Raw genomic sequence first — 24,989 nt, 5'->3', positions numbered from 1 at the left:
GGCCTTGACCGCAGCAGGTGATCAGCAGATCATCGATCTGCAAGGTTTCCTTACAGATCACGGCTCCTCAAGGAGTGTGGATGAATAACCGTCTCGCCCGTCGACTCGGTGTCCTGGTCGTCACCGCGTCCCTGCTGCTCACCGCCGCCCCACCGACCGCCGCGAACGCCACCGGAAACGACCGGCGCCCGGACGGCTACTACAAGGTCGGCTACTTCACCCAGTGGGGCATCTACGGCCGGGCCTTCCCGGTCAAGAAGCTCGACACCTCCGGTGCCGCCGCCCGGCTCACCCACGTCAACTACGCCTTCGGCAACGTCTCCGAGGACGGCAGGTGCTATGTGGACGGCGGGCCGGGCGAGGGCGACGCCTGGGCCGACTACCAGCGGCCGGTGCCGGCGGAAGAGAGCGTGGACGGGGTCGCCGACGCACCCGGACAGGCGCTGAACGGCAACTTCAACCAGCTCGCCAAGCTCAAGGCGAAGCACCGCGACCTGCGGGTGCTGATCTCGCTCGGCGGCTGGAGCTGGTCGACGTACTTCTCGAACGCGGCCGCCACCGACGCCTCCCGCAAGGCGTTCGTCGCGTCCTGCATCGACCTCTACCTCAAGGGGAACCTGCCGGGCACCGCCCCCGGCACGGCGGCCGGAGTCTTCGACGGCATCGACCTCGACTGGGAGTGGCCGGGTTCGGCCGGTGAGCCGGGCAACGTGATCCGACCGGACGACAAGCAGAACTTCACCAAGCTGCTGGCCGAGTTCCGCAAGCAGCTCGACGCGTACGGCAAGAAGAAGCGGGAGCACTTCGAGCTGACCGCGTTCCTGCCGGCCGCCCCGGCGACCATCGACGCCGGCTTCGAGGGCGACAAGATCTTCAAGTACCTCGACTTCGCGACCGTGCAGGGGTACGACTTCCACGGTGGCTGGGACGCCCGCGCCAACCAGCAGTCCGCGCTGCGGGTGCCGGCGGGTGCGCCGGACAACCCGGACTTCTCCGTCGAGGTCGCCGTCGACACCTGGATCGACCGGGGTGCGCCGGCCCGCAAGCTGGTGCTCGGCGTGCCCTACTACGGCCGGGGTTGGACCGGGATCAGCGGCGGCGGCACCGGGCTCTTCGGCCCCGCCACCGGTCCCGCACCGGCCACCTTCGAGGCCGGGTACGAGGACTACAAGGTGCTGAAGGACCTGGCCGGCAACGGCTTCACCGTGCACCGCGACCTGCGCGCCGGGCACGCCTGGCTGTTCGACGGCACCACCCTCTGGACATACGACGACCCGGCGGTGCTGCTCCAGAAGGCGCTCTACATCCGCAAGGAGGGACTGGGCGGGGCGATGATCTGGTCGCTCGACGGTGACGACGACAACGCGTCGCTGACCCGGGCCCTCTCCCTCGGACTCTGGACCTTCTGAGCCGGGATCTTCTGAACGCCCGGACCCGCCGAGGCCGGGAAAGCGTCGCCACCTGCGTCTGTTACACCGGCTGCCCCGTCGACCACCCGGTCGGCGGGGCAGCCGCCGTATCGGCCGTTCGGCGCATCGCGCTCGCCGTTCGGCGCACCGCCACCGCTGACGGTACGTGACGGCGGTCACAGCCTCGATAACCTCCGCCCGCGTACGAGATCAGAACGCTGGCGGAGGTGTGCGATGAGCGAAGCAGAATCGGCCAACCCCGGCACGGCCGACCCACCGGATCAGGCCGGCACCGGCACCCCGCCCGGTTCCGCCCCCGACCCGGCGCCGGTGGTGGCGTCGAAGGCCGGCGACCGCAGCCCGTGGAACTGGCTGCTCTTCCTGCCGATCCTGGTGCCGCTGGCGACGCCACTGTTCAACCGGGACACACCCCGGCTGTTCGGCTTCCCCGCCTTCTACTGGCTGCAACTGGCCTTCATCCTGCTCGGCGTCACGACCACGACGGTGGTCTACCAGCTCACGAAGCGGCGGGGGTGAGCCCACATGTGGCGCGACCATCTCACTGAGATCATCATCTTCACCCTGCTGTTCCTGCTGGTCAGCGGCATGGGATTCGTCGCCGCCCGGTGGCGGGCACCGAAGGACATGGCGCACCTGGACGAATGGGGGCTGGGCGGGCGCAGCTTCGGCGGCTGGATCACCTGGTTCCTGGTCGGCGGCGACCTCTACACCGCGTACACCTTCGTCGCCGTACCGGCGCTGCTGTTCGGGGCGGGCGCGGCCGGCTTCTTCGCGGTGCCGTACACGATCATCGTCTATCCGTTGATCTTCCTGGTGGTGGTCCGGCTCTGGTCGGTGTCGCACCGGCACGGCTTCGTCACCCCGGCCGACTTCGTCCGCACCCGGTTCGGCTCACCACTGCTCGCCCTGCTGGTCGCGATCACCGGCATCGTCGCCACCATGCCGTACATCGCGCTGCAACTCGTCGGCATCGAGGCGGTGCTCAAGACGATGGGCGTGACCGGGGAGAGCACCATCGCCCGGCACCTGCCGATCATCGTCGCGTTCGCCATCCTGGCCGCCTACACCTACCAGTCCGGACTGCGCGCACCGGCACTGATCGCCTTCGTCAAGGACACCCTCATCTACATCGTGATCCTGGTGGCGATCATCTACCTGCCGTACAAGTTGGGGGGTTGGGGGGAGATCTTCGACGCGGCGGACGCCAAGTTCGACGCGAGCGCCGCAGCCGGTGACGGCACCCTGCTCAACCCCAACAACCAGATCCAGTACGTCACCCTCGCGCTCGGCTCCGCACTCGCGCTCTTCCTCTACCCGCACAGCATCACCGGCATCCTGGCCAGCAAGAACCGCGACGTGATCAAGCGGAACATGTCCGCGCTGCCCGCCTACAGCCTGCTGCTCGGGCTGATCGCGCTGCTCGGCTACATGGCCATCGCCGCCGGGGTGCAGCCGCTGCCCGGCGCCACCGAGGGCACCGTCGACAACAACACCGTGGTCCCGTTGCTCTTCGAGTCTCAGTTCCCGAGCTGGTTCGCCGGCATCGCGTTCGCCGCCATCGGCATCGGTGCCCTGGTCCCCGCCGCCATCATGTCGATCGCCGCCGCGAACCTGTTCACCCGCAACATCTACAAGGAGTACCTGAAGCGGGACGCCTCCCCGGCCCAGGAGGCGAACGTCTCGAAGATCGCCTCGCTGGTGGTGAAGGTGGGCGCGGTCGCCTGCATCGTCTTCCTCGACCCGCAGTTCTCCATCGATCTGCAACTCATCGGTGGCGTGATCATCCTCCAGACGCTGCCGGCGGTGGCGCTCGGCCTCTACACCCGCTGGTTCCACCGGGGTGCCCTCATTGCCGGCTGGGTCGCCGGCATGGCCTTGGGCATGTGGATGCTCTACCAGATCCCGAACGCCGCCGGCACCCGCGCCCACTTCGGCGGCTCCAACTTCGCGCTGGAAAAATTCGGCCTCGACACCCCGAAGACCATCTACGTCGGACTCGTGGCCGTCGCCGTCAACCTCCTGGTCGCGACCATCCTCACCCTCGCCCTGCGCGCCCTGCGCATCACCGAGGGCCCCGACGGCACCAGTCGCGACGACTACTTCGCCGACGAACACGACCCCCGCATCATCCCCACCCAACGCCACCCCACCACCGAAACCCCCACCGAACCCGTAGCCTGACCCCCCGCCACCCCCACCCCCGCTCCCCCCGCGCGCTCGTCCCGTTGATCATGAAGTTAGCGACAGGAATCGGGTTCGACACTGTCGCTAACTTCATGGTCAACAACGTTGGCGGTGAGGGCGGTGTCGGGAACGGGGTGGGGGGTTGTTTGGGGTGGGGGAGGGTGGGAGGGTGGGGCGCTGGTGGGTGGTTGAGGGTCGGGAAATGGTGGAGACGTGGTTGATGCTTCCGGTGGCCGGGGCGTGCAGGTCAACCAGGGTGGCGTCAACACCCAGCAGAACAACTACTACGTGCAGGCCGGGCCGCCGCTGGCCTGGCCGCAACGGGTGGGAGCCGTACCCGCGCTGGCGTCGGCGTACCAGGACCGCGCCGGGCTCCGGGCCACCATCGAAACCAGCCGTACGGGCCGAACCGGGATCGTGTCGACCCAGGTGCTGACCGGCGGGGGCGGGGTCGGCAAGTCACAGCTCGCCGCCGCGTACGCCACCGAAGCCGCCCGTGACGGCGTCGATCTGCTGCTCTGGGTCGACGCCAGCGAACCCGACGCGGTGGTGGCCGCGTACGCGCAGACCGCCGCCCGCGTACAGGCCCCCGGTGGCAACGGCTCCGACGCCGTCACGGCGGCGCGGGCGCTGCTGGACTGGCTGGCCGGCACCGAACGGAGCTGGCTGATCGTCCTCGACGACATCACCGACCCGGAGCGGATGCAACCATGGTGGCCGGCCGGTCACACCGGCAACGGTCGGGTGCTCGCCACCACCCGCCGCCGGGACGCGATCCTCTCCGAAAGCGGCCGGACCGTCGTCGACGTCGACGTGTACGACGAGCACGACTCCGCCGGCTACCTCGCCGAACGGCTCACCACGGCCGGAGCGCCGCACCTGCTCGACGCCGGCGCCGGCCCGCTCGCGGCAGCACTGGGGCATCTGCCGCTGGCCTTGTCCCACGCCGCCGCGTACATGGTCAACGAGGCGGTGGGCTGTGCGGCGTACCTCGGTCTGTTCGGCGACCGGCGGTCGCGGCTCGACTCGGTGCTGCCGGCGGCCACCGACACCAGGGGCTGGCGCCGGTCGATCGCCACCACCCTGCTGCTCGCCCTCGACGCCGCCCAGGCGTGCGAACCCGTCGGCCTGGCGCTGCCCGCACTCCGGCTCGCCGCCGTGCTCGACCCGGCCGGACACCCCGACACCCTCTGGACCGACCCCGCCGTCGTCGCCCACCTGAGCAGGCAGAACCCGCCGACGGGGAGCGGAGTCACCGCCAGCCGGGCACGGGCCGCGATGCGCCTGCTGCACCGCTACGGACTGCTCGCCCACGACCCGCGAACCGGCCCCCGGGCGGTACGCGTCCACGCGCTCACCGCACGGGCCGTCCGTGAGACCACCCCACCGGTCGAACTGGAGGCCGCCATCCAGGCCGTCGCGGACGCGCTACTGGAGGCGTGGCCGGACCCGGACACCCACCCCGACCAGGCGGAACTCGTCGCGGCACTGCGCACCAACACCACCGCCCTGATCGAGCACACCACCGGCGGCCTGTGGTATCCCGATCCGCCGGTGGTCCTGCTCCGGCTCGGCGACAGCCTGCTCGCCAGTGGCCTCAACGACGCCGCCGAGCGCTACTGGAAACATCTGATCGCGGTCTCCGCGCGCCTGGTCGGCCCGCGACATCCGGGTATCTCGTCCCTCTGGCTCGGTCTCGCCGAGGCGTACCGGAACGCCGGTCGCATCGCGGAGGCGATCACCATCGAGGAGCGCCTGGTCATCGACCGGGCACGAGACCTCGGTGACCAGCACCCGAACACCCTGACCGCCCGTACCAACCTGGCGGCGTCGTACTGGCAGGCCGGTCGCGTCGCCGAGGCGATCACGATCGAGGAACAGGTGGTGGGCGACGCCGCGCGAGTCCTCGGCGACCTGCACCCGAACACCCTCACCGCACGGATGAACCTGGCCGCCTCCTACCGGGACGCCGGGCGTACGGCCGAGGCGATCGAACTCGCCGAACGGGTGGCCGCAGACTGTGCCGAGATCCAGGGCGACGATCATCCGCAGACGTTGACGGTCCGCACCCACCTCGCCGCCACGTACCGGGCCGCCGGCCGCGCGGCCGAGGCGATCCCGATCGAGGTACGGGTGCTGGCCGACAACGAGCGGGTGCTCGGCGACCGGCACCCGAAGACCGTGATCGCGCGCGGCAACCTCGCCGCCTCGTACGCCGACGTCGGCCGGCTCGCCGAGGCGATCACCCTCCTGGAACGGGTGGTCGCCGACAACGTGGGCGTCTTCGGCGAACTGCACCCGACCGTGCCGGACACGAGGGGCGGCCTCGCCGTCCTCTACTGGCGGGCGGGACGCACCGAGGAGGCGATGGACACGCTCGAACGGCTGGTCGCCGACAGCGGGCGGTACGTCGGCGAAGAGCACCCGCAGACCGTGCAGTTGGCGGAGGTACTGCGTACATGGCGGGCGACCGCGTCGGGATCGCGGCCCTGACCGTACGATGCCTCGTCACGCAGGTTCGGTCGGCAGGAGAACATCGGTGGACACGAGTCGGGTCCAGGCAGGGACAGTCATCATCGGGCTCGCGGTGCTCCTGCTGGCAGGCTGTGCCTCGGCCGGATCCGATCCGCAGACGTCGGCGGCGTCCGGTCGCCCCTCGGACGCGGTGACACCGTCGGCTTCACCCACACCGAGGCCGATCCCCTCGAACATGCAGAAGCAGGCGGACGAGGCGCTGATCGCCCCGGATGGCCTGGTGATAGTCGACGGGGCACAGTCGCCGTCAACCGACGACCCGGACATCTACAGCACCACCGATGTGTGCGGCAAGAGCATCGCGGCAGACAAGGATCGGGCGCACCGCAGTCATCTCCGGGTCTGGGACAGTGATGGCATGTGGGCGCGGAACATCACCCACGCGTACGGCACCACCACGGCCGTTGAGGTGATCGACCAGGTGAAGGCGGCGGCTGAAAGCTGTGTGGAGTACACGTCGGAGGAGGATCGGGTGAAGATCCTCGGCCCGGTGGAACTGCCCCGGTATCAGGGTGTGGAGGCTCGTTTCGGCTTCTGCTACGCCGTCGACCAGGCCGCCGGCGAAGACTACTTCGCCTGCGAGGCGTACCTTGCCAAGGGCCAGGTGGTGTCGTCGGTGATGGTGATTCGGGGTACGACGCGGAGAACCGCCGAGGCAGGGATGGTGTTCGTCGGTGCGGTGGCAGCCGAAGCGCTCGCCAAGCTCACCTGAGCACTGGTTCTCGTCGCCGAACCGAGGCGGTCGTGCAGCCCGGTGGGACGTGGGTCGTCAGATCAGGAGCAGGCCGATGGTCGTACCGAAGGCCACGATCACGACCTTGAGCACGGCCGGCGGGAGTCGGCGGGCGAGCCGGGCGCCGAAGTAACCGCCGACCAGGGTGGCGGGCGCGATGATCGCGACGGCGGCCCAGTCGACCGGCCCGAACGCGGAGAAGATGGCGATCGTGGTCAGCCCGACCACCGCCGAGATCACGTTCTTGAGGGCGCTGACCCGAGCCAGGGTCTCGTCCAGCACCAGGGCGAGACCGGCCACCAGCATCACGCCGAGCGCGGCACCGAAGTAACCCCCGTACACCGAACCGAGCGCGACCATGCCCTGGAGCGTGAGGGTACGACGGCGCGGGCCCAGGTCCGCCGGATGCCCGACCAGGCGGCGCAGCCGATCCTGGAACGCGAGTACGGCCGTCGCCCCGAGCACCAGAATCGGGATGACGACCTTGAAAGCCCCCTCCGAGGTGTTCAGCAGCAGCACACCCCCGGCGGCGGCGCCGAGTACGGCAGTCGGGAGCAGCGGCAGCAGTCGGCGATAGTTGGGCAGATCGTCCTTGCTGCCGACCACCGCCGCCAAATAACCCGGACAAACCGACACGGAATTGGTCACGTTAGCCTGGATCGGCGGCATGCCGATCGCGAGCAGGGCCGGGAAGGTGATCAGCGACCCGCCACCGGCAACCGCGTTGATGGTGCCCGCGGCGAGCCCAGCGCCGAGGAGCAGACCCGCGTCGAGGAAATCCATCGCTGCCGAGAGTAACGATCGTGCAGGTACGGACCGCGTCATGCCCGGCGGGGTTGTGACGCTGTCGACAAGTAGACTTGCCGGGCGACGGACGAGTTGACCGGGCGGTCGCGTCGGCGGGGTCACACCCGTCGCCGAGGAACGTCCGGACTCCACAGGGCAGGGTGGTTGTTAACGGCAACCCGGGGCGACCCGCGGGACAGTGCCACAGAAAACAAACCGCCGGGTTGTGCCCGCCGAGCTGGCTAAGCTCGGCGGATTACGCCCGGTAAGGGTGAAACGGTGGGGTAAGAGCCCACCAGCACCCCGGGTGACCGGGGTGGCTAGGTAAACCCCGCCCGGAGCAAGGCCAAGACAGGGCCATCACCGCGAGGTGACGGCCCGCGCAGACGCTTGAGGGCTGCCCGCCCGATGTCTGCGGGTAGGCCGCTGGAGCCTGCCGGCAACGGCAGGCCGAGATGGATGGCCGCCGCCGGTGGTACCGGCAACGGTGCCGCCGGGCACAGAATCCGGCGTACAGGTCGACTCGTCCGTCGCCCATCATGTCAGGGCATCCGTCATGTCGCTAACCGGCGGTTTCGTCCGACGTTGCGGTCGTCATTGGCCACCATTGGTCTACATCTCACGGCCCGGCGACGGCGGGGAAGCCCAGTGACGGCCCAGTTGGCCGCCCTCGTAGACCTCTTCGTTCCTAACTCGGACGATGTGTACGGCTGGGCGTGCGAGCGCCGATCGACACCCTTCCCGGCATCTGCTTGACTCGCCATATGACCTGGCGGCTCCTGGCGTGGCGGACGTTCGTCGTTGCTGCCTGGGGCGGCTGGCTGGTCTGGGGTGTCGCACTCTGGCGGAACTGGGAAGGCACCGCTCTCATCGGGATCACCGCCGGCGGCGCGCTCGTCCTGGTGAACATTCTCGCCGGGCGTCGTGCGACGGTACGTGGTCGGCAGCCGGACGCCGATCCCACGATCCCCACGGAGCGCGGCGACACGCCGCCCGTACGACCTTGAACCACGCCCGCCGACCTCGGTGCCGGCCCCGATGGTTCAGACGGAGAAGTTGATCACCTTCAGTGGCGTGACCCGGACGATCAGGCGGAGTACGTCGGCCGACTCGGCCAGCGGGTCCACGCCGAGATACTTGTGCGAGACCTTATGTGGCAATGCCTTCTCCGGGTCTCGATCAGCTCGGCCGTGCCACGAACCTCCACCGACCGGTACGGGTTCGCCGAGTCGAAGACCGTCAGGCTGATCCGTGGGTCACGGGCAAGGTTGCGCGCCTTCTGCCGTCCGGCGGTGGTGGAGAACAACACCGTGTCGCCGTCGCGGTCGATCCAGACCACCGAGGTCTGCGGCCCGCCGTCCGGGTTCAGGGTGGCCACCGTGGCGAAGTTGCGCCCGTCCAGCAGTTCGCGTGTCTCCTCGTTGAATTCGACCGGCACGGCGTCACCCTCCAGTTTGATCGATTGCCCCCTCCTCGGTGGGCAACCCGGGGATCGACCGACCCCTTCCCGGATTCGGTAGCTTCCTGCCATTCGAGATAGCGGGCGAAGATGCCGGTCAAACCGTCGCGCTGTTCTCTGATCGACAGGAACTCGTCCAGCAGCTCGAACATCCGCTCGATCGCCGCAGCCTCGAAGCGGGCTCACCAGATGAGCGTGGCCACCAGGATGAGCAGGGCGGTCAGCGCCAGCGAGAGCAGGATCGAGCCGAGGCAGCCGAGCCGGTTGGAGAAGAAGACGAACATCCGGCTTACACCTTTCCCCGACCGTGGTTCCTCGTCACACGATCCCATCAACCGGCTCCGGCCGCGCTCCAAACGGTTCCAATGCCGCTACGCCGGGTAATGTAGCGCCGTGCAGCCCGAGGTGACGCCGCTCAGCGAGGCCGCCCCGGCCCGGGACCGGCTGCTGCTGGCCGCCGCGCAGCTGATGGGGGACGACGACCAGTCCTTCTCCACCCGGGCGATCTGCGAGCTGGCCGGGGTGACCGCACCGACGCTCTACCACCACTTCGGCAGCAAACAAGGGCTGGTCAATGCGGTGATCCACCATGGTTTCACCCAGTATGTCGCACCCACCGAGTCACCCGAACTCTCCGACCACCCGGTACGGGACCTGCGTGACGGGTGGGACAAGCACGTCGCCTTCGGCCTGGAACACCCGAACTTCTACGCCCTGCTCTACGGGGACGTCGTACCGGGGCGGCCGTGCGCGATCACCGGTCCGGCCACCGACATGCTGCTCGGGCTGCTGGAGGACGCGGCCCGACGCGGACTGCTCCGGGTGCCGCCGGCCGACGCGGCGGCACAGATCCTGGCCGCGAACGTCGGCGTCACGCTCAGCCTGATCACCCGCCCCGATGACGACCGTGACCTGCGGCTTTCCAACCGGGTCCGGGACGCGATTCTCGGCGCGATCCTGATCACGCCACCGCACGGGGAGACCGGAGGCGCCGCCGGGTCACGTACGACGGCGGCGATCGCCCTGCTCGCCGCGCTCGACCTGGACGCCGCCGGCCTCACCCCCGGCGAACTGACCCTGATGCGCGAACTGCTCACCCGCATCGGAAGCTGACCATCTCGGCCCGGCAGCTGCAATGCGACCGGAGGCGAAGGCCCCTGGACAACGACTGCGGCCGTGCGGACAACGGCGGCGGGCTCGGGCATAACCGTTGGAAGGGCGGGTAGCCGTGACCGACTCGGCGGATCCGTCGAGCCGGTGACGGCACTGTTGGGGGTCGGTCATGGCGCAGAACGCGGGCGATGGTCGGGGGGCGAAGGCGCAGGCTGCCAAGCAGGGCGCCGCGCAAACCGGCCAGCAGGTTTCACAGGCGGGTGGTCAGCTGGCGCACAGCGCCGTCGACCAGGGCCGGGACGTGGCAAACGAGGCCAGCAGGCAGGCGCGGGAGCTGATGGGGCAGGCATCCAACCAGCTCAAGCAGCAGGCCAGCGAGCAGCAGCACCGGGCGGCCGACAGCCTGCGGGCCCTCGGCGACGAACTCCAGACGATGTCCGAGCGGACCGAGCAGCAGGGCGTCGCCACCGACCTCGTACGGCACGCCGCCGACCGGGCACACCAGGCCGCGCAATGGCTCGACCAGCGGGAACCGGGCACGGTGGTCAACGAGGTACGCGACTACGCCCGGCGCAATCCCGGCATCTTCCTGGCCGGCGCGGCCGTTGCCGGAGTCCTCGCCGGCCGGCTGGGCCGAAGCATGAGAGCGATGCAGCAGGACAGCGGCGGCATGCCCCAGCACGGCGACGGCCACCACGGCGACGGCCAGCACGGCGACGGCCAGCACGGCGACGGGCATCGCGGTGACGGGCGTCGGCAGGGCCAGCCCGGTGCGATGCCGCCGTTCCGGCCGACCGACTCGACCGCGCCCGGCGCGTCGTTCGGCGCCACCGGTAAGGGGAACGTCGACGAGGAGGCGGATCCGGGGGTACCGGCCGCAGACTCGCGACCCGGCGGAGCACGGCTGTGAGCAGCGCGGCCGGCGGCCCGAGAGCCGCCCAGGAGCGGGAACGCGATCCGGGGAAGGCGTCGATCGGCGACCTGCTCGGGGCGATCACCCGGGACACCTCGACGCTGGTTCGTCAGGAGATCCAGCTGGCGAAGGCGGAGGCGCGGGCTGAGATACGTACCGCGGCCAAGGTCGCGGGCATGTTCGGCGGCGCCGCTCTCGGCGGGTTCATGGTGTTGCTGTTCCTGTCGTACGCCATGTGGTGGGGGCTGTCGAACGTCATCGACCAGGGCTGGTCGGCGCTGATCGTCGCGGCGGTCTGGGCGGTGATCGCGGCCGTCCTGGTCGGCGCCGCCCGGCAGCGGATGCGCGGCCTGAAGGCCCTGCCGCAGACCCAGGGAACGGTCCGGCGGATACCGGAGGCGGTCAGGGGCCAGGGAGACCATCGAACGGGGGGACACCAGTGAGCAGCATGGATCCGGATCAGATTCGAGCCAACATCGAGAACACGCAGGACGACCTGGGCCGCCATGTGGACGCCCTCGGTGACAAGGTGAACCCGCGCCACCAGGCCCGGCAGCAGGTCGACCGGGCCCGGGGCACCTGGCAGAAGGTCAAGGAGAACGTCATGGGTACGGCTTCGCACGCGCGCGACGCGTCCGTGCACGCGGTCGACACCTCCCAGTCCCGCCTGTCGGAAACCTCGTCCAACGTCAGCGGCCGGGCGCAGGAGATGGGCCACGCGACCAGTGCCCGGATGCAGGACATGGGGCACATGGCCAGCGACCGGATGCACGGGATGGGCCAGAGCGCCCAGCAGCAGACGCAGGGCCACCCGCTCGCCGCCGGCCTGGTCGCCTTCGGCCTCGGCGTCCTCGCCTCGGCGCTGTTGCCGCCGAGCGATCGGGAGCGTCGGATGGCGGGCCAACTGCGCGACCGGGCCTCGGCACATTCCGGCGACCTCAAGCAGCAGGCCACCGGGATGGCCCGGCAGGCCCAGGACAACCTGCGCGGGCCGGCGCAGCAGGCCGCCGAGTCGGTGAAGTCCAAGGCCGGCCAGAGCGCCGGGAACCTGCGTGACCAGGCCCAGTCGAGCGGGCAGAACCTGCGTGGACAGGCCCAGCAGACCGTGCAGGACGTACGGCAGCGGTGAGCCGTCGGGGCTAGTTGCCGGTGGTCGCGTGCGGGGCGGTCACCGGCTTCGACTCCGGTGACCCGTGCTGCCGCAGGAAGATGCTGAGCACCACCAGCGCCCCGACGGCGAGGAACTCGCTCTGCCAGTTCTGCATCGACTGGAACCAGAAGTCGCTGGTCTGTGCGAACTGCCAGACGCCGATCGGGTCCGCGCCGCTCTGCATCGCCTGCTGCTCGTTGTACTCGGCGGTGCCGCCGAGCAGGTGTCCGACGAACGAGCCGGCGAAGAGCAGCAGCAGGGCGATCGAGAGGCTGTTGCGGTAGACGACCAGCGCCACCCCGCGTACGTGCACCGGCCACGGCGAGTCGGGCCTGGCGTGGTCGGCCCGGTCGTCCGGTCGGTCCGAGTTCTGCTCGGGCTTCGACTCCGACGAGCCGCGCTGCACCAGGTACGCGGTCAGCAGCACGTAACCGCCCATCTGGAGGAACTCCGACTCCCAGTTCTCGAACACCGCCTCGGCGAAGTGTCCCGTACCGAGATAGGTGAGGTAGCCCTCGGGGGCGAGACCGTACTGGGTCAGCTCCTCGTTCCGGGTCTGCCACCCGAAGACGCTCTGGAGGACCAGAAAGAGGAAAAAGGCTCCGAACATCGTCACCGAGAGCGCGTTGCTCCGCAGCCAGCGTTTCATCTCCGGCTCCTTCCGCTGAACGCCGACCTTCCTGCCCAACCGGGAGGGAATGGAAACGCGCAGCTCAGCGTGGCGTCGGCGAGTCGTACGAAGGGGCCGGCCGGAGTCAGTCGGCGTTCGGCCAGGGGGAGGAACCGACGACCACGCCGTACAGGGTGTGGTCGGCGAGGAGGGCCAGCATTTCGCCGAGCCGCTGCGGCCTGCGGCCGATGCCGAGCTTCGGTGCGCCGAGCGTCTCGAACACGGTCCAGAAGGCGAACCCGTACGCCGGTCCGACCCACGCCCGGCGTCGTACCGGTCGGGGCAGCAGGCCGAAGAAGGCGCCTCCGACCGCACCGACACTCCAGTGGATGAACTCCACCACCGCCGGTCGCCGGTTCACCGGTATCCGGGAGAAAAGCGCGGGCGTGGCGTGCTTGAGCAGCTCCTCCGGCGGGGTCTGCTCGACCAGCCCGAGCGAGGTGGTGGCCTGCCGTACGCCGGACATCGCCATCGCGGCGATCGCACCCCGAGCCGCCGCCCGTACCGTGGTGTCCGCCACCTGCCGAACCTGTCGCCTGCCGCCCACGGTTCCCCCTCTCGCGGGAACCGTCCGCTCCCGGCCGGTGCTACCCGTCCAGCACGGGTCGAAACCGCCGCCGCTGACGCGTCGGGGGTTTCGCGGGGCGGGCATCGGGCAGGCAGGCGCCATGCCGGACGAACGGGCCGACCGCGCCGCCACCGTGACCGTCTACGAGAACGGTCCGCTGCTGCTCCGGGGCGAGTTCACCCTGCGTACGGCGGCGGGCGAGACGGTCGACCCGGGCCGGGACACGATCGCGCTCTGCCGGTGCGGCAAGTCGTCGATCAAACCGTTCTGCGACGGCACGCACAAGGCGATCCGCTTCCGGGCCGGCGCCGACCCCGACCCCCGCCCCGCCGCCGAAGCAGAGCCCGATGAATGAAACAGAGCCCGATGACGAAACAGAGCGTGCCCGCTGCCGGGACAGAACGTGACTCAGTGGGCGGTGCGTAACCATCGTTGGCTGTGCGCCGCGATCCGGATCCGGCGACCCGCGTACGGGATGCCGCCCCGACCGAGACGCAGGGCCAGTGCCGCCCAACTGCACATCGCGCGTTCCAGCACCCAGAGCGGCGCGAGCAGGGACGCGCGGACCGGGAAGACGGCCCGGCCACCGGCCCTGCGGCGGCCCAGTTCGGCGACCGCCACCACACCCGCGACCGCGGCCGGCAACACCCACCGGTGGAGCCGGACCAGCGTCAGCGTCACCGACGCCGGCAGTACGGACAGGAACAGCATCATCCGGGGCGGCATCGCCAGGTCGTCGTAGGCCTGGCGTACCCGCTGGGACCAGAACCGGCGCGCGGTCGGCGGCAGGCGACGGACGTACAGGCCCGCCGGGCACGCCTCGACACCACCGAACCCGCGTACGGTCCGGAGCAGTTCGAGGTTCTCGAACAGCACGTCCCCGTCGTAGCCGCCCATCGCCAGCACGGTCGACCGGCGCAGGCCGAAGGTGCCCGGGTAGTCGTCGCCGACCGCGCGGTTGAGCAGCGTACGGCCGGTGTCCCAGCAGGCGTGCCAGGGCAGCGGGTCGAAGTAGTTCTGCGGGCGTACCAGGTCGGCGTAGGCGAGCAGCCGGAACACCTCGCGCAGCGCGCTGTCGTCGTAGCGGACGTCGTCGTCGGCGAGCACCACCCGCTCGTGCCGGGCCAGCCGGATCCCGGTCAGCACACCGTTGACCTTGCCGTTGCGGTAGCGCAGCGCCGGGTCCGGGGCGAGGTGGCGCACCAGGGCGGACCAGCGGTCGGCGTGCCGGCCGAACAGTTCCGGCGGCGAGCCGTCGACGACGGTCACCGACACCCGTTCGGACAACCAGCGCAGGTAGCCGGTCAGCTCCGCGCCGCCACCGCCACCGCCACCGCCATCGCCATCGTCGTCGGTCCAGCGCAGCGGCAGGACGTACTCCACCGGCAGCCGCCGGGTGACGGTCGGACCGACGGTGGGACGGGTGGCGGTCAATGGCCCGCCGCCAGCGGCAGCCGCAACGAGGAACGGTCGGCCGCCCAGCAGTCCAGCACGTGTTCGGCGACGAGTCGGTCGAGGGCGAGGCAGCAGGCGGCACCGAAGAGCACGTCACCGGAGCGCGCCGGTTCGGTGAGCGCGAACGACCCGCACAGGTCGTACGCGGCGATCTGCTCGTGCACCGCGTCGGCCTCGACGTGCTCGTCGTAGAAGCGGGTGGCGGTGGGCGTGCCGCCGAGCCGCCGCAGGACGTCGCCGTAGCGGCGGTTCGGCAGCGAGGAGGTCATCTCGAACGCGGCGAGGTGGCCGAGCAGCGCGCCCCGCCAGCGCCGGTGCAGGCCGAACAGGGAGATGAGATTGTTGGCGGCCAGGGTCACCGCCGGCACCGCGTCGACGTACGCGCCGTAGCCGGTGTCGAGCCCGAGCCAGTCCATGGTGTCGCGGAAGAGCTCGGCGTGCATCCGGGGCAGTTGGCCCCGGCCGTACTCGTCCATCTGGATCTCGACCAGGGCGGCCTTGGCCGGACCCCCGAGCCGGGGGATGCCCCAGGTGTGCGGGTCGGCCTCCTTGAGGTGGTAGACCGAGCGTTGGGTGACGAACTCACGGAACCGCGCGAGGTCGGCCTCCCGGTGCAACGCGGCGGCGAGCGACGGGCCGTCGTCGGCCGCGACCAGCGCGGTCAGGGCATCGGGTACGGCATCCGGCGCGATCGCCGGTAGCGGTCCGACCGCGCGGTGCAGCGCCGTCTCGAACCGGCGTTCCGCCGCCGCCCGTACGGAGAGCAGCGCCGGGTCCCACTCCCACCGCTCGTCGACGCCGTCGAAACCCCGGTAGTGCAGCTCGTAACAGACGTAGAGGAACAGTTGCAGGTCCTCGTCCCGGACCGGATCGAGGCCGGTGTCGGGGGCGGTGTCGGGGGCGGAGCCGGTCGGCCACCAGCGGTCGGCGTCGTCGGGTAACCCGCCCGCGATGCCGGAGAGTGCCTCGACCAGCGTCGCCGACGCCGGTCCCCGACCCGTCGGCAGTCTCATCCGTTCCCGCCCCGTCCGGACACCCGACCCCCTACGACGACGGCGCGCCGCGGCGGCACCACCCCGGTCCGCCACGGCCCCGGTCCGCCACGGCCCCGGTCCGCCACGGCCCCGGTCCGCCACGGCGGCAAAAGCCGGTGGTTCCCGTCGGCTACCGGGTCAAACCCGCGACGGGCGGCGCGGTGTTCAGCCGACGGGACGGCGCACGGTGTAGACGCGCAGGTTGCCGTAGGTGGTGGCGGTGACCAGGTCCCAACCCTCGCTCGACCAGGCGGTGAGCAGGGCGACCGGATGGATCCCGCCGAGCGGGTGCGTCTGACCGTTCGAGTCCACCCACTCCCGCACCACCGCCGGACCGTGAAGCACGCATTGAGCGACAATTTCGGCGTACTCGTAGCGAGACATGATCCGATGATGTGACCGTGCGATCACCTCGGCCATCAGCCGACCAGCCGATCCGCCGGCCACCGCTCACCGGTCGTCCGGATCCACCTCGCCGCGCACCGACCGGTCGAGCAACCCCGAGCCGCCGATCACCGCCACCGACCGGTACCCCATGTCCGCGGGCTACCGACAGGTCCGACCATGGGTGTCGCGGGTCGTCGGGGCGGCGCACGAGTGGCGCGGGGCGGCTGTGGGCGTACCGGTGGCGGATATTTTTTTTCCGGGCCCGGATGGGTCGAGGGTGCCTGCTCCGGGGGCGGACATCGCGCGATTGCCTTTAATAGCAAGCATTTCCCGGATAACGGTCGAGTCGGTGGATTCCTCACCTGCGGAAACGGAAGTTATCTACTGTGGAGAAGAGTCCGACTTTTTGTCTGAAAAGGTAGCGCTCCAGTTACTTTGCGGTGCACAGTTATCACATGAGCGACAGCGGAAGTGGTGAGCGGTACTACTGGTGCCTCCGACACCACCGGGTCGAGACGGATGCCGACGTGTGTGCGGCGCGCTACGTCCTCGGTCCGTACGCCTCGGCACACGACGCGGAGCACGCGCTGGAGAAGGTCCGGCAACGCAACGAGGAGTGGGACGCCGAGGATGCCCGTTGGGCCGGGGAGGAGAGGTAGCGGCGCGGCGCAGAGCCCGCGTCGTCGAAGGACTCCGCGGTCTCCACCCGGAGACCCCCGAGAGCATGTCCCGCAAGGAGGACCCAGATGGCCGAAGCAGTAAAGGCCACCAGCCGCCCGGCTGCCAAACGTACCGGCGCGAAGACCACGTCGGCCCGTAGCACCACCGGCGCGAAGAAGACCACGGCCGCGCGCAAGAGCACCGGCGTGGCCAAGAAGACGTCGCCGGCCCGCGCGACCGGGACCCGCACCGCGGCCACCCGGGCGACCGCGACCCGACCCGCGACGGCGAAGAAGGCGCCGGCCAAGAGGGCGCCGGCGAAGAAGGCCACCGCGAAGGCGACGACGGCGAAGAAGACCGTGGCGTCGAAGGCGGCCACCGCCCGGAAGAAGGCGACCACGGCAGCGACCCGGGCCGCCGGTGCGGTGAAGAAGACCGCGGCGAAGAAGGCACCCGCGAAGCGGGCGACACCGGCCAAGTCCACGCCGGCAAAGTCCACCGCGACCCGTTCGACGGCGACCCGTTCGACGGCGGCGAAGTCCGCGCTGAAGAAGACCGTGGGAGCGAAGTCCACGGCGAAGAAGGCTCCGGCGAAGAAGGCCACCGCGACCCGGTCGACCGCACCGGGCACCCGCGCCACCGCGAAGAAGGCACCGGCCAAGAAGGCCACCACCGCGAAGTCGACCACCTCGCGCGCGGCCACCGGCGCCCGCAAGACCACTGTTGGCGCGGCCAAGAAGGCCCCCGCCAAGGCGACGGGCACGCGTACGGCGACCGCCACGCGTACGCCCGCGAAGAAGATCACCGCGCGCAAGGCGCCGGCGAAGAAGGTCGCCGCTCGGCAGGCGCCGGCGAAGAAGTCGACCCGGGCGACCGTACGCAAGGCGGCCGGCTGAGAAACCGGTGCCGGGCGCTCCGGCATGTCCTCGCGTCGCGCTGATAAGAATGACCCGTGGTGATCAGACGCGTAGTGGCGCCCCGCATCGACTTCAGCGCGTTGCGCCGCGAACTGGAACTGCCCACGCGGTTCCCGGTCGCGGCGCAACGCGAGGCCGACGAGTCGGCGGCCGCCCCGGCGGCGCCGGCCGTCGACCGGACCGACATCCCGTTCGTCACCATCGACCCGGCCGGCTCACGCGACCTGGACCAGGCGATGTGCCTGGCCCGGCGCCCCGGCGGCGGCTACCGCGTGCGGTACGCGATCGCCGACGTGGCCGCCCACGTCCGCCCCGGCGGTGAACTGGAGGCGGAGACCTGGCGGCGCGGGCAGACGATCTACCTGCCCGACGGCAACATCCCGCTGTACCCGTCGACCCTCAGCGAGGGCGCGGCGAGCCTGCTGCCCGACGTCGACCGGGCGGCGGTCGTCTGGACCATCGACCTGGCCGCCGACGGCGAGACCGTCGCGGTCGGATTGGAACGCGCACGGGTGCGCAGCCGCGCCAAGCTCGACTACCTCGGTGTGCAGGCCGACGCGGACGCCGGTCGGCTGGCCGAACCGATCGCCCTCCTGCCCGAACTCGGCAAGCTGCTGATCGCCCGTGGGCTGGACCGGGGTGCGATCAACCTGCCGTTGCCGGAGCAGGACGTCGAACCGGACGACGGCGGCTGGCGGCTGGTGCTCCGGGCACCGGCGCCGATGGAGGACTACAACGCCCAGATCTCCCTGCTGACCGGGATGGCCGCCGCCGACCTGATGCTCGCCGGTGGGATCGGACTGCTGCGCACGATGCCGACACCGAAGCCGGAGGCGGTGGCCCGACTGCGTACGGCCGCGGGCGTGCTCGGCATCGACTGGCCGGACGGCGCGAGCGTCGGGCAGGTGCTCGCCACCATCGACCCGGCGCAGCCGAGAGCCGCCGCGTTCCTCGACCACGCCGCCGAGCTGATGCGCGGTGCCGGGTACACCGCCTTCGACGGGGAACCGCCCGCCGATCCCCGCCACGGTGCGGTGGGTGCGGCGTACGCGCACGTGACCGCGCCGCTGCGCCGGCTCGCCGACCGCTACGCGACCGAGGTGTGCCTGGCCCTGCACGCCGGCACGGCGGTGCCGCAGTGGGCCCGTACGGCGTTGCCGAAGCTGCCGGCGGTGATGGCCGGCACGGACAGGGCGGCCTCGGCCGCGACCCGTGCGGCGGTCGAACTGACCGAGGCGGTGCTGCTCGAACACCGGGTGGGGGAGACCTTCGAGGCGGCGGTGCTCGACGTCGACCGCCCACCGGCGACCGCCGGCCCGACGCCTCCTGCTTCTCCCGCTCCCGCCGCTGTTCCCGCGAGCCGGCAGTCGGGGCGGTCGGCGCGGCGGCCGGGTGGGACCGTCGCGCTCGACGAGCCACCGGTACGGGCCCGCTGCGAGGGCGACCTGCCGCTCGGCGAACGGGTACGGGTACGCCTGGTCACCGCCGACCCGGTGACCCGCAAGGTCCTCTTCGCCCTGGACTGACCGACCGGGCCCGGTCGACCGGCTGTCGACCAGGCCGACCGGTGGATGCCGATCGTTTGGCAGGATGCGGGTATGGCATACGAGGCGAGCGAACTGCCCGACGTTTCCGGGCTCACCGTCGGCATCATCGGCGGCACCGGTGACCAGGGACGGGGGCTGGCCTACCGGTTCGCCCGCGCCGGGCAGCGGGTCCTGATCGGCTCCCGGTCGGCCCAGCGGGCGGCACAGTCGGCGAAGGAGATCGCCGAACTGTCCGGCGTACCCGCCGACGCCGACGTCACCGGGGCGGACAACGCCACCGTCTGCGCCGAAGCCGACGTGGTGGTCATCGCCGTGCCGTGGGACGGTCACCACGACACCGTCGCCGCGCTCCGTGAACCGCTGGCCGGCAAGATCGTCGTCGACTGCGTCAACCCGCTCGGTTTCGACAAGCAGGGCCCGTACGCGCTGACGGTGCCGGAGGGTAGCGCCGTGCAGCAGGCCGCCGCACTGCTGCCCGACTCCCGGGTCTGCGCCGCGTTCAACCACGTCAGCGCGCCGCTGCTGGCCGACCCGGCGATCGAGCGGATCGACCTGGACGTGCTGATCTGCACCGAGGAGCGGGAGCTGGTCGGTGTCGTCGCCGCCCTGGCCGCCCGGATCCCCGGCATGCGCGGGATCTACGCCGGCCGGCTGCGCAACGCCCACCAGGTCGAGGCGTTCACCGCGAACCTGATCGCGATCAACAAGCGGTACCGGGCGCACGCCGGTATCCGGGTCACCGACGTCTGAGTCGCACGTCCGGGGGTGGACCGCCACACCCCCGGACGGCCAGGTCAGAACGTGTGCTCGGCGCTCGGGAAGTCGCCGTCGCGTACCTCGGTGGCGAACCGTCGGGTCGCCTCGGTCAGCACCCCGGACAGGTCGGCGTACCGCTTGACGAACCGGGGCGCCCTGCCCGTACGCAGACCGGCCATGTCCTGCCAGACCAGCACCTGGGCGTCGGTGTCGGGGCCGGCGCCGATGCCGATCGTCGGGATCCCCACCTCGGCGGTGACCTGCTTGGCCACCTCGCCCGGCACCATCTCCAGCACCACCGAGAAGGCGCCCGCGTCGGCGACCGCGCGGGCGTCGGCGAGCACCTCGTCGGCCGCGTCGCCCCGGCCCTGCACCCGGTAGCCGCCGATCGTGTGCTCGCTCTGCGGGGTGAAGCCGATGTGCCCCATCACCGGGATGCCGGCGTTGGTCAGCGCGGAGATCTGGGCGGCGACCCGTCGGCCACCCTCCAGCTTCACCGCGTGGCAGCCGCCCTCCTTCATGAACCGCACCGCCGTACGCAGCGCCTGGGTCGGCCCCTCCTCGTACGAGCCGAACGGCAGGTCGGCGACGACGAGCGCGTACCGGGTCGCCCGGACCACCGCCCGGACCAGGGGCAGCAACTCGTCCACGGTCACCGGCACGGTGGTCTCGTAGCCGAAGACGTTGTTCGCCGCCGAGTCGCCGACCAGCAGCACCGGAATGCCGGCCTGGTCGAAGATCGACGCCGTGTACTGGTCGTACGAGGTGAGCATCGCCCACCGGTCGCCGCGTTCGCGGGCGGCGGCCAGGTCACGGGTACGGATCCGCCGGCTCGCCGGCCCGCCGTACAGCGCCGTCACCTCGGGCTCCGCCGGGTCGGTCCCCGGCGTCGTGGGGTTGTTCGCCTGCTCGGACATCACGACTCTCCTTCCACCTCGAGGCCGCGCTCGCGGTCCCCGGGTCCGGATCGATCGTCGCACCGTGGCGCCGGACCGGGTCAGGGTGCAGTGGAGGATTTCACACCTCGCGGGCGGTTCAGCCGCGCTCGCGCCACCGGTTGGTGATCGGCAGCCGGCGGTCCCGGCCGAACGCCTTGATGGTGATTTTGGTGCCGGGTGCCGCCTGCCGGCGCTTGTACTCGGCGGTATCCACCATCCGCAGCACCCGGTCGAGCACCGCCGGGTCGTGTCCGGCCGCGACCAGGTCCTCGCGGCCCTGGTCGCCGTCGACGTAGCCGACCAGGATCGGGTCGAGCACCGAATAGTCGGGCAGCGAGTCGCTGTCGAGCTGGCCGGGGCTCAACTCCGCGCTCGGCGGTTTCCGGATCGAGTTCTCCGGGATCGGCGGCTGTTCGCCGCGCGCGACCGCGTCCGCGTTGCGCCAGTTCGCCAACTGCCACACCAGCGACTTCCACACGTCCTTGAGCGGGTTGTAACCGCCGACCGAGTCGCCGTAGAGGGTGGAGTAGCCGACCGCCAGTTCGCTCTTGTTGCCGGTGGTGAGGACGAGGTGCCCCTCCTGGTTCGACAGCGCCATCAGCACCACTCCGCGTACCCGTGCCTGGAGGTTCTCCACCGCCAGCCCGGACAGCGACATGTTGGCCAGGAAACCGTCGACCATCGCCTGCACCGGTTCGACCCGGAAGTCCAGCCCGGTCCGCTTGGCCAGGTCGGCGGCGTCCTCGCGGGAGTGCTCGGAGGAGTGCTGGCTGGGCAGTGACACCGCGACCACCCGGTCCGGTCCGAGCGCGTCGACCGCGATGGTCGCGACCACGGCGGAGTCGATGCCGCCGGAGAGGCCGAGCACGATCGACGGGAAGTTGTTCTTGTTGACGTAGTCGCGCAGCCCGAGCACCAGCGCGGACCAGACCTCCGCCTCGTCGGCGAGCGGTCGGGCGATGCCACCGTCGGCGGGCGGTGCGGCGGGTGCGGGGACGGTGCCGCCGACGGTCACCCGGGCGATCCGCATCGTGGTCGGGTCGCCGCTGCCGGCGTACCGGGTTCCGGCAGCCACCTCGTCGGTGGTGCCGGTGGCGGTGACCGTCTGTTCGGTGGCCCGGTCGGCGGTCGCCGCCGGCAGCTCCAGGTCGTGCACGAGCAGGTGCTCGACGAACTGCGGGGCGCGGGTCAGCAGGGTGCCGTCGGCGGCGACGATCATCGAGTCGCCGTCGAAGACCAGCTCGTCCTGGCCGCCGACCATGTTGACGTACGCCACCGTGGCGCCCGCCTCGGCGGCCCGGCGGCGGACCAGCGGCAGCCGTACGTCGTCCTTGTTCCGCTCGTACGGCGAGCCGTTGATGTTGACAACCAGGCCGACCCCGGCCCGGCGGGCGACCGCGAACGGCCCCCCGGCCTGCCACAGGTCCTCGCAGATGGTGAGCCCGACGTCGACGCCGCCGACCCGGACCACGGTGAGCGTGTCGCCGGGGACGAAGTAGCGGTCCTCGTCGAAGACGCCGTAGTTGGGCAGGTGGTGTTTGAAGTAGGTGGCGACCACGGTCCCGCCGTGCAGGACGGCGAGGGCGTTGCGCGGCCCCCGGCTCCGGTGCGGTCCGGTGCCCGTGCCGCTGCCGGTGGTCCCGCTGCCGCCGTCTGAGCTGTCGGAGTCGTCGGTGTCGGCGCCGTCGGCCGTGCGCCCGAACTCGTCCGAGTCGAGGTAGCCGAGCAGCACCGGTACGGCACCGAGGCCGTCGGCGTCGAGGTCGGCGGCGAGCCGGTGCAGGGCGGCCCGTGAGGCGGTCACGAACGACCGGCGGAACACCAGGTCCTCGACCGGGTAGCCGGTGAGCATCATCTCCGGGAAGACGACCAGTTGCGCCCCGGCGGTCACGGCGGTGCGGCTGGTCCGGCGGACCGTCTCGGCGTTGCCGGCGAGGTCTCCGACGGTGGGGTTCACCTGGGCGAGAGCGAGGCGCAGGGTGGGCATGCCCTCATCTTGCCGCGCCGCCGCCCCGTCCGCTCGCGCCGGGGGAGGTAGCTCGGGACCGGTGCGATCGCATTTTGCGTAGGAAGGGGCCCTTCCTGACATTCGGGGTTGGTTCGGGCGGGTGGGTTTGCCGGCCGGGGCTGCTGGAAAACGCTTGTCCTCGTATCTTTGGGGTGGAAGACCATGAACGGGACAGTCGCCGTCCCGGCGTACCGCGCGCGACGGAGATCACGTAACGTCGGCGTAACGAGGTCGGGTAAGACTGGTCCGCTAGGTCGGGGGTCGGCTGGCCAGGTCAAGCAGGAGTGTCACGAGGGGTTGAAGTGGACCGTCAGCAGGAGTTTGTGCTCCGCACCCTGGAAGAGCGCGACATCCGTTTTGTCCGGTTGTGGTTCACCGACGTACTCGGCACGCTGAAGAGCGTCTCGGTCGCGCCGGCCGAACTGGAGGCCGCCTTCGAGGAGGGCATCGGCTTCGACGGCTCCGCCATCGAGGGCTTCGCCCGGGTCTTCGAATCCGACATGGTCGCCATGCCCGATCCGACCACGTTCCAGGTCTTCCCGTTCGAGGGCGGGGTCAGCGGCGAGAGCGCCCGGATGTTCTGCGACATCCTGCTCCCCGACGGCACCCCCTCCTGGGCCGACCCACGGCACGTCCTGCGCCGCGCGCTGTCCCGCGCCGCAGAGAAGGGCTTCACCTTCTACACCCACCCCGAAATAGAGTTCTTCCTGCTGGAGAACGGCCCCAACGACGGCTCGGTCCCGGTCCCGGTCGACGCCGGCGGCTACTTCGAGCACACCACGCACGCCATCGCCCGCGACTTCCGCCGCCAGGCGGTGCTGTCGCTGGAGCGGATCGGCATCTCGGTCGAGTTCAGCCACCACGAGGTCGCTCCCGGCCAGCAGGAGATCGACCTGCGCTACGCCGACGCCCTCACCACCGCCGACAACATCATGACCTTCCGGCACGTGATCAAAGAGGTGGCGCTCTCCACCGGGGTCCAGGCCAGCTTCATGCCCAAGCCCTTCACCGACCAGCCGGGCAGCGGCATGCACACCCACCTGTCGCTGTTCGAGGGCGAGCGCAACGCCTTCCACGACGGCGGCGACCCGTCGAAACTGTCCAAGGTGGCCCGCGCGTTCATCGCCGGGCTGCTGGTGCACGCCCGCGAGTACACGGCGGTCACCAACCAGTGGGTCAACTCGTACAAGCGGCTCTTCCCGCAGGCGCTGCCCGACCGGATCACCGAGTCCCCGGCGTACGTCTGCTGGGGGCACCTGAACCGGTCCGCGCTGGTCCGGGTCCCGGCGTACGGCAAGCCGAACTCGGCCCGGGTGGAGGTGCGCTCGCTGGACTCGGCGACCAACCCGTACCTCGCCTTCGCGGTGCTGCTCGGCGCCGGCCTCAAGGGCATCGAGGAGGGCTACGAGCTGCCGCCGGGAGCCGAGGACGACGTCTGGTCGCTGTCCAACGCCGAGCGCAAGGCGATGGGGTACGAAGCCCTGCCGGAGAACCTCTCCGAGGCGATCGACGTGATGGCCGGTTCGGAGCTGGTCGCCGAGGTGCTCGGCGAGCACGTCTTCGACTTCTTCCTGCGCAACAAGCGGGCCGAGTGGGAACAGTACCGCCGCGAGGTCACCCCGTACGAGCGCCAGCGTTACCTCGGCGCGCTCTGAGCGGAGCGGTTCGTCGGCTGGCCCCGGTCTCGGGGCCAGCCGATTCTGTTTGTGTGCGGACAGTCGGTCGGTGTGCCGCCCGGTTCGCTCC

25 protein-coding genes and 1 other RNA gene are annotated in these 24,989 nt (G+C 70.7%); 17 read left to right on the top strand and 9 right to left on the bottom strand.

Going from position 1 to position 24,989, the window contains the following annotated elements:
• The first annotated feature begins 80 nt into the window (after positions 1 to 80).
• From ACZ6QQ_RS17455 to ACZ6QQ_RS17435, 5 genes are all read left to right on the top strand, one after another.
• Entirely contained in the window at positions 81 to 1,409 is a 1,329-nt protein-coding gene (locus tag ACZ6QQ_RS17455) for a glycoside hydrolase family 18 protein (protein WP_465877367.1), read from the top strand.
• Positions 1,410 to 1,739: 330 nt separating this feature from the next.
• Entirely contained in the window at positions 1,740 to 1,946 is a 207-nt protein-coding gene (locus ACZ6QQ_RS17450) for a DUF3311 domain-containing protein (RefSeq protein ID WP_465877556.1), read from the top strand.
• A 6-nt stretch (positions 1,947 to 1,952) separates the two neighbouring features.
• Positions 1,953 to 3,611: a monocarboxylate uptake permease MctP gene (gene mctP, locus ACZ6QQ_RS17445; protein ID WP_465877366.1), complete on the top strand. Its 1,659-nt coding sequence runs from the start codon at positions 1,953 to 1,955 to the stop codon at positions 3,609 to 3,611.
• A gap of 216 nt (positions 3,612 to 3,827) precedes the next feature.
• The gene (locus tag ACZ6QQ_RS17440) at positions 3,828 to 6,107 is read left to right on the top strand and encodes a tetratricopeptide repeat protein (RefSeq protein ID WP_465877364.1); all 2,280 of its coding nucleotides are present in this window, start codon (positions 3,828 to 3,830) and stop codon (positions 6,105 to 6,107) included.
• 46 nt (positions 6,108 to 6,153) lie between these two features.
• Complete coding sequence (locus ACZ6QQ_RS17435) at positions 6,154 to 6,861, top strand: hypothetical protein (protein WP_465877363.1); 708 nt, start codon at positions 6,154 to 6,156, stop codon at positions 6,859 to 6,861.
• Between the two features lie 57 nt (positions 6,862 to 6,918).
• On the opposite strand, the gene ACZ6QQ_RS17430 is transcribed toward ACZ6QQ_RS17435, so the two are convergent.
• Positions 6,919 to 7,665, bottom strand: a complete 747-nt coding sequence (locus ACZ6QQ_RS17430) for a sulfite exporter TauE/SafE family protein (protein ID WP_465877362.1) — start codon at positions 7,663 to 7,665, stop codon at positions 6,919 to 6,921.
• 92 nt (positions 7,666 to 7,757) lie between these two features.
• Between ACZ6QQ_RS17430 and rnpB the strand changes: the two genes are divergently transcribed.
• Together rnpB and ACZ6QQ_RS17420 are read left to right on the top strand one after the other, a co-directional pair.
• Positions 7,758 to 8,198: RNase P RNA component class A (gene rnpB, locus ACZ6QQ_RS17425), an RNA gene on the top strand.
• Positions 8,199 to 8,432: 234 nt separating this feature from the next.
• Entirely contained in the window at positions 8,433 to 8,675 is a 243-nt protein-coding gene (locus ACZ6QQ_RS17420) for a hypothetical protein (protein ID WP_465877360.1), read from the top strand.
• A gap of 80 nt (positions 8,676 to 8,755) precedes the next feature.
• On the opposite strand, the gene ACZ6QQ_RS17415 is transcribed toward ACZ6QQ_RS17420, so the two are convergent.
• Positions 8,756 to 9,106, bottom strand: a complete 351-nt coding sequence (locus ACZ6QQ_RS17415; RefSeq protein ID WP_465877359.1) for a PPOX class F420-dependent oxidoreductase — start codon at positions 9,104 to 9,106, stop codon at positions 8,756 to 8,758.
• A 414-nt stretch (positions 9,107 to 9,520) separates the two neighbouring features.
• On the opposite strand from ACZ6QQ_RS17415, the gene ACZ6QQ_RS17410 reads away from it, so the two are divergent.
• The 4 genes from ACZ6QQ_RS17410 to ACZ6QQ_RS17395 all read left to right on the top strand — a co-directional run bounded on the left by ACZ6QQ_RS17410 (position 9,521) and on the right by ACZ6QQ_RS17395 (position 12,282).
• Complete coding sequence (locus tag ACZ6QQ_RS17410; protein WP_465877357.1) at positions 9,521 to 10,240, top strand: TetR/AcrR family transcriptional regulator; 720 nt, start codon at positions 9,521 to 9,523, stop codon at positions 10,238 to 10,240.
• Between the two features lie 169 nt (positions 10,241 to 10,409).
• Entirely contained in the window at positions 10,410 to 11,150 is a 741-nt protein-coding gene (locus tag ACZ6QQ_RS17405; protein WP_465877356.1) for a hypothetical protein, read from the top strand.
• Positions 11,147 to 11,596, top strand: a complete 450-nt coding sequence (locus tag ACZ6QQ_RS17400; RefSeq protein ID WP_465877354.1) for a phage holin family protein — start codon at positions 11,147 to 11,149, stop codon at positions 11,594 to 11,596. The genes ACZ6QQ_RS17405 and ACZ6QQ_RS17400 overlap by 4 nt, the downstream gene beginning before the upstream one ends.
• 5 nt (positions 11,597 to 11,601) lie before the next feature.
• Positions 11,602 to 12,282, top strand: a complete 681-nt coding sequence (locus ACZ6QQ_RS17395) for a DUF3618 domain-containing protein (RefSeq protein ID WP_465877352.1) — start codon at positions 11,602 to 11,604, stop codon at positions 12,280 to 12,282.
• 10 nt (positions 12,283 to 12,292) lie between these two features.
• Here ACZ6QQ_RS17395 and ACZ6QQ_RS17390 read toward each other — a convergent pair whose 3' ends face one another.
• Both ACZ6QQ_RS17390 and ACZ6QQ_RS17385 read right to left on the bottom strand, forming a co-directional pair.
• Positions 12,293 to 12,952 (bottom strand): DUF6766 family protein, encoded by a 660-nt coding sequence (locus ACZ6QQ_RS17390; protein ID WP_465877350.1) that lies wholly within the window; start codon positions 12,950 to 12,952, stop codon positions 12,293 to 12,295.
• A gap of 106 nt (positions 12,953 to 13,058) precedes the next feature.
• Positions 13,059 to 13,493, bottom strand: coding sequence for a DUF6789 family protein (locus ACZ6QQ_RS17385; RefSeq protein WP_465877349.1), 435 nt, complete (start codon positions 13,491 to 13,493; stop codon positions 13,059 to 13,061).
• Positions 13,494 to 13,641: 148 nt separating this feature from the next.
• Here ACZ6QQ_RS17385 and ACZ6QQ_RS17380 point away from each other — a divergent pair, with 148 nt between their 5' ends.
• Entirely contained in the window at positions 13,642 to 13,896 is a 255-nt protein-coding gene (locus ACZ6QQ_RS17380) for a CDGSH iron-sulfur domain-containing protein (RefSeq protein WP_465877347.1), read from the top strand.
• Between the two features lie 53 nt (positions 13,897 to 13,949).
• On the opposite strand, the gene ACZ6QQ_RS17375 is transcribed toward ACZ6QQ_RS17380, so the two are convergent.
• The 3 genes from ACZ6QQ_RS17375 to ACZ6QQ_RS17365 form a co-directional block, all read right to left on the bottom strand.
• Entirely contained in the window at positions 13,950 to 14,975 is a 1,026-nt protein-coding gene (locus tag ACZ6QQ_RS17375; protein ID WP_465877345.1) for a glycosyltransferase family 2 protein, read from the bottom strand.
• On the bottom strand, positions 14,972 to 16,009 hold the full coding sequence (locus ACZ6QQ_RS17370; protein ID WP_465877343.1) for an iron-containing redox enzyme family protein: 1,038 nt from the start codon (positions 16,007 to 16,009) through the stop codon (positions 14,972 to 14,974). Before ACZ6QQ_RS17370 ends, ACZ6QQ_RS17375 begins: the two co-directional genes overlap by 4 nt.
• Positions 16,010 to 16,195: 186 nt before the next feature.
• A complete protein-coding gene (locus ACZ6QQ_RS17365) occupies positions 16,196 to 16,414 on the bottom strand; it encodes a hypothetical protein (protein ID WP_465877342.1) in 219 nt (72 codons plus the stop codon).
• Between the two features lie 458 nt (positions 16,415 to 16,872).
• Here ACZ6QQ_RS17365 and ACZ6QQ_RS17360 point away from each other — a divergent pair, with 458 nt between their 5' ends.
• The 4 genes from ACZ6QQ_RS17360 to npdG all read left to right on the top strand — a co-directional run bounded on the left by ACZ6QQ_RS17360 (position 16,873) and on the right by npdG (position 20,291).
• Positions 16,873 to 17,076 (top strand): hypothetical protein, encoded by a 204-nt coding sequence (locus tag ACZ6QQ_RS17360; protein ID WP_363592098.1) that lies wholly within the window; start codon positions 16,873 to 16,875, stop codon positions 17,074 to 17,076.
• A gap of 87 nt (positions 17,077 to 17,163) precedes the next feature.
• On the top strand, positions 17,164 to 17,973 hold the full coding sequence (locus ACZ6QQ_RS17355) for a histone (protein ID WP_465877341.1): 810 nt from the start codon (positions 17,164 to 17,166) through the stop codon (positions 17,971 to 17,973).
• A gap of 56 nt (positions 17,974 to 18,029) precedes the next feature.
• The gene (locus ACZ6QQ_RS17350) at positions 18,030 to 19,520 is read left to right on the top strand and encodes an RNB domain-containing ribonuclease (protein WP_465877340.1); all 1,491 of its coding nucleotides are present in this window, start codon (positions 18,030 to 18,032) and stop codon (positions 19,518 to 19,520) included.
• 72 nt (positions 19,521 to 19,592) lie between these two features.
• Complete coding sequence (npdG, locus tag ACZ6QQ_RS17345; protein ID WP_465877338.1) at positions 19,593 to 20,291, top strand: NADPH-dependent F420 reductase; 699 nt, start codon at positions 19,593 to 19,595, stop codon at positions 20,289 to 20,291.
• A gap of 44 nt (positions 20,292 to 20,335) precedes the next feature.
• Here the strand turns inward: npdG and panB are convergent, their stop codons facing one another.
• Together panB and ACZ6QQ_RS17335 are read right to left on the bottom strand one after the other, a co-directional pair.
• On the bottom strand, positions 20,336 to 21,214 hold the full coding sequence (gene panB / locus ACZ6QQ_RS17340) for a 3-methyl-2-oxobutanoate hydroxymethyltransferase (protein ID WP_465877337.1): 879 nt from the start codon (positions 21,212 to 21,214) through the stop codon (positions 20,336 to 20,338).
• 118 nt (positions 21,215 to 21,332) lie between these two features.
• Positions 21,333 to 23,222 (bottom strand): NAD+ synthase, encoded by a 1,890-nt coding sequence (locus ACZ6QQ_RS17335; RefSeq protein WP_465877335.1) that lies wholly within the window; start codon positions 23,220 to 23,222, stop codon positions 21,333 to 21,335.
• 323 nt (positions 23,223 to 23,545) lie between these two features.
• Between ACZ6QQ_RS17335 and glnA the strand changes: the two genes are divergently transcribed.
• Positions 23,546 to 24,898, top strand: a complete 1,353-nt coding sequence (gene glnA / locus ACZ6QQ_RS17330) for a type I glutamate--ammonia ligase (RefSeq protein ID WP_326556599.1) — start codon at positions 23,546 to 23,548, stop codon at positions 24,896 to 24,898.
• Positions 24,899 to 24,989: the final 91 nt, after the last annotated feature.

Source organism: Micromonospora sp. NPDC049529 (assembly GCF_055586685.1).
The sequence above is the reverse complement of the archived record's forward strand: the minus strand, read 5'-3'. Positions and strand labels throughout refer to the sequence as shown.

Bases quoted from the DNA above. Each gene is read 5' to 3' on its own strand.
- ACZ6QQ_RS17455 (WP_465877367.1), top strand. From the start codon at position 81: ATGAATAACCGTCTCGCCCGTCGACTCGGTGTCCTGGTCGTCACCGCG.
- mctP (WP_465877366.1), top strand. From the start codon at position 1,953: ATGTGGCGCGACCATCTCACTGAGATCATCATCTTCACCCTGCTGTTC.
- ACZ6QQ_RS17430 (WP_465877362.1), bottom strand. From the start codon at position 7,665: ATGGATTTCCTCGACGCGGGTCTGCTCCTCGGCGCTGGGCTCGCCGCG.
- ACZ6QQ_RS17420 (WP_465877360.1), top strand. From the start codon at position 8,433: ATGACCTGGCGGCTCCTGGCGTGGCGGACGTTCGTCGTTGCTGCCTGG.
- ACZ6QQ_RS17405 (WP_465877356.1), top strand. From the start codon at position 10,410: ATGGCGCAGAACGCGGGCGATGGTCGGGGGGCGAAGGCGCAGGCTGCC.
- ACZ6QQ_RS17395 (WP_465877352.1), top strand. From the start codon at position 11,602: ATGGATCCGGATCAGATTCGAGCCAACATCGAGAACACGCAGGACGAC.
- ACZ6QQ_RS17390 (WP_465877350.1), bottom strand. From the start codon at position 12,952: ATGAAACGCTGGCTGCGGAGCAACGCGCTCTCGGTGACGATGTTCGGA.
- ACZ6QQ_RS17380 (WP_465877347.1), top strand. From the start codon at position 13,642: ATGCCGGACGAACGGGCCGACCGCGCCGCCACCGTGACCGTCTACGAG.
- ACZ6QQ_RS17370 (WP_465877343.1), bottom strand. From the start codon at position 16,009: ATGAGACTGCCGACGGGTCGGGGACCGGCGTCGGCGACGCTGGTCGAG.
- ACZ6QQ_RS17365 (WP_465877342.1), bottom strand. From the start codon at position 16,414: ATGTCTCGCTACGAGTACGCCGAAATTGTCGCTCAATGCGTGCTTCAC.
- ACZ6QQ_RS17360 (WP_363592098.1), top strand. From the start codon at position 16,873: ATGAGCGACAGCGGAAGTGGTGAGCGGTACTACTGGTGCCTCCGACAC.
- ACZ6QQ_RS17355 (WP_465877341.1), top strand. From the start codon at position 17,164: ATGGCCGAAGCAGTAAAGGCCACCAGCCGCCCGGCTGCCAAACGTACC.
- npdG (WP_465877338.1), top strand. From the start codon at position 19,593: ATGGCATACGAGGCGAGCGAACTGCCCGACGTTTCCGGGCTCACCGTC.
- panB (WP_465877337.1), bottom strand. From the start codon at position 21,214: ATGTCCGAGCAGGCGAACAACCCCACGACGCCGGGGACCGACCCGGCG.
- ACZ6QQ_RS17335 (WP_465877335.1), bottom strand. From the start codon at position 23,222: ATGCCCACCCTGCGCCTCGCTCTCGCCCAGGTGAACCCCACCGTCGGA.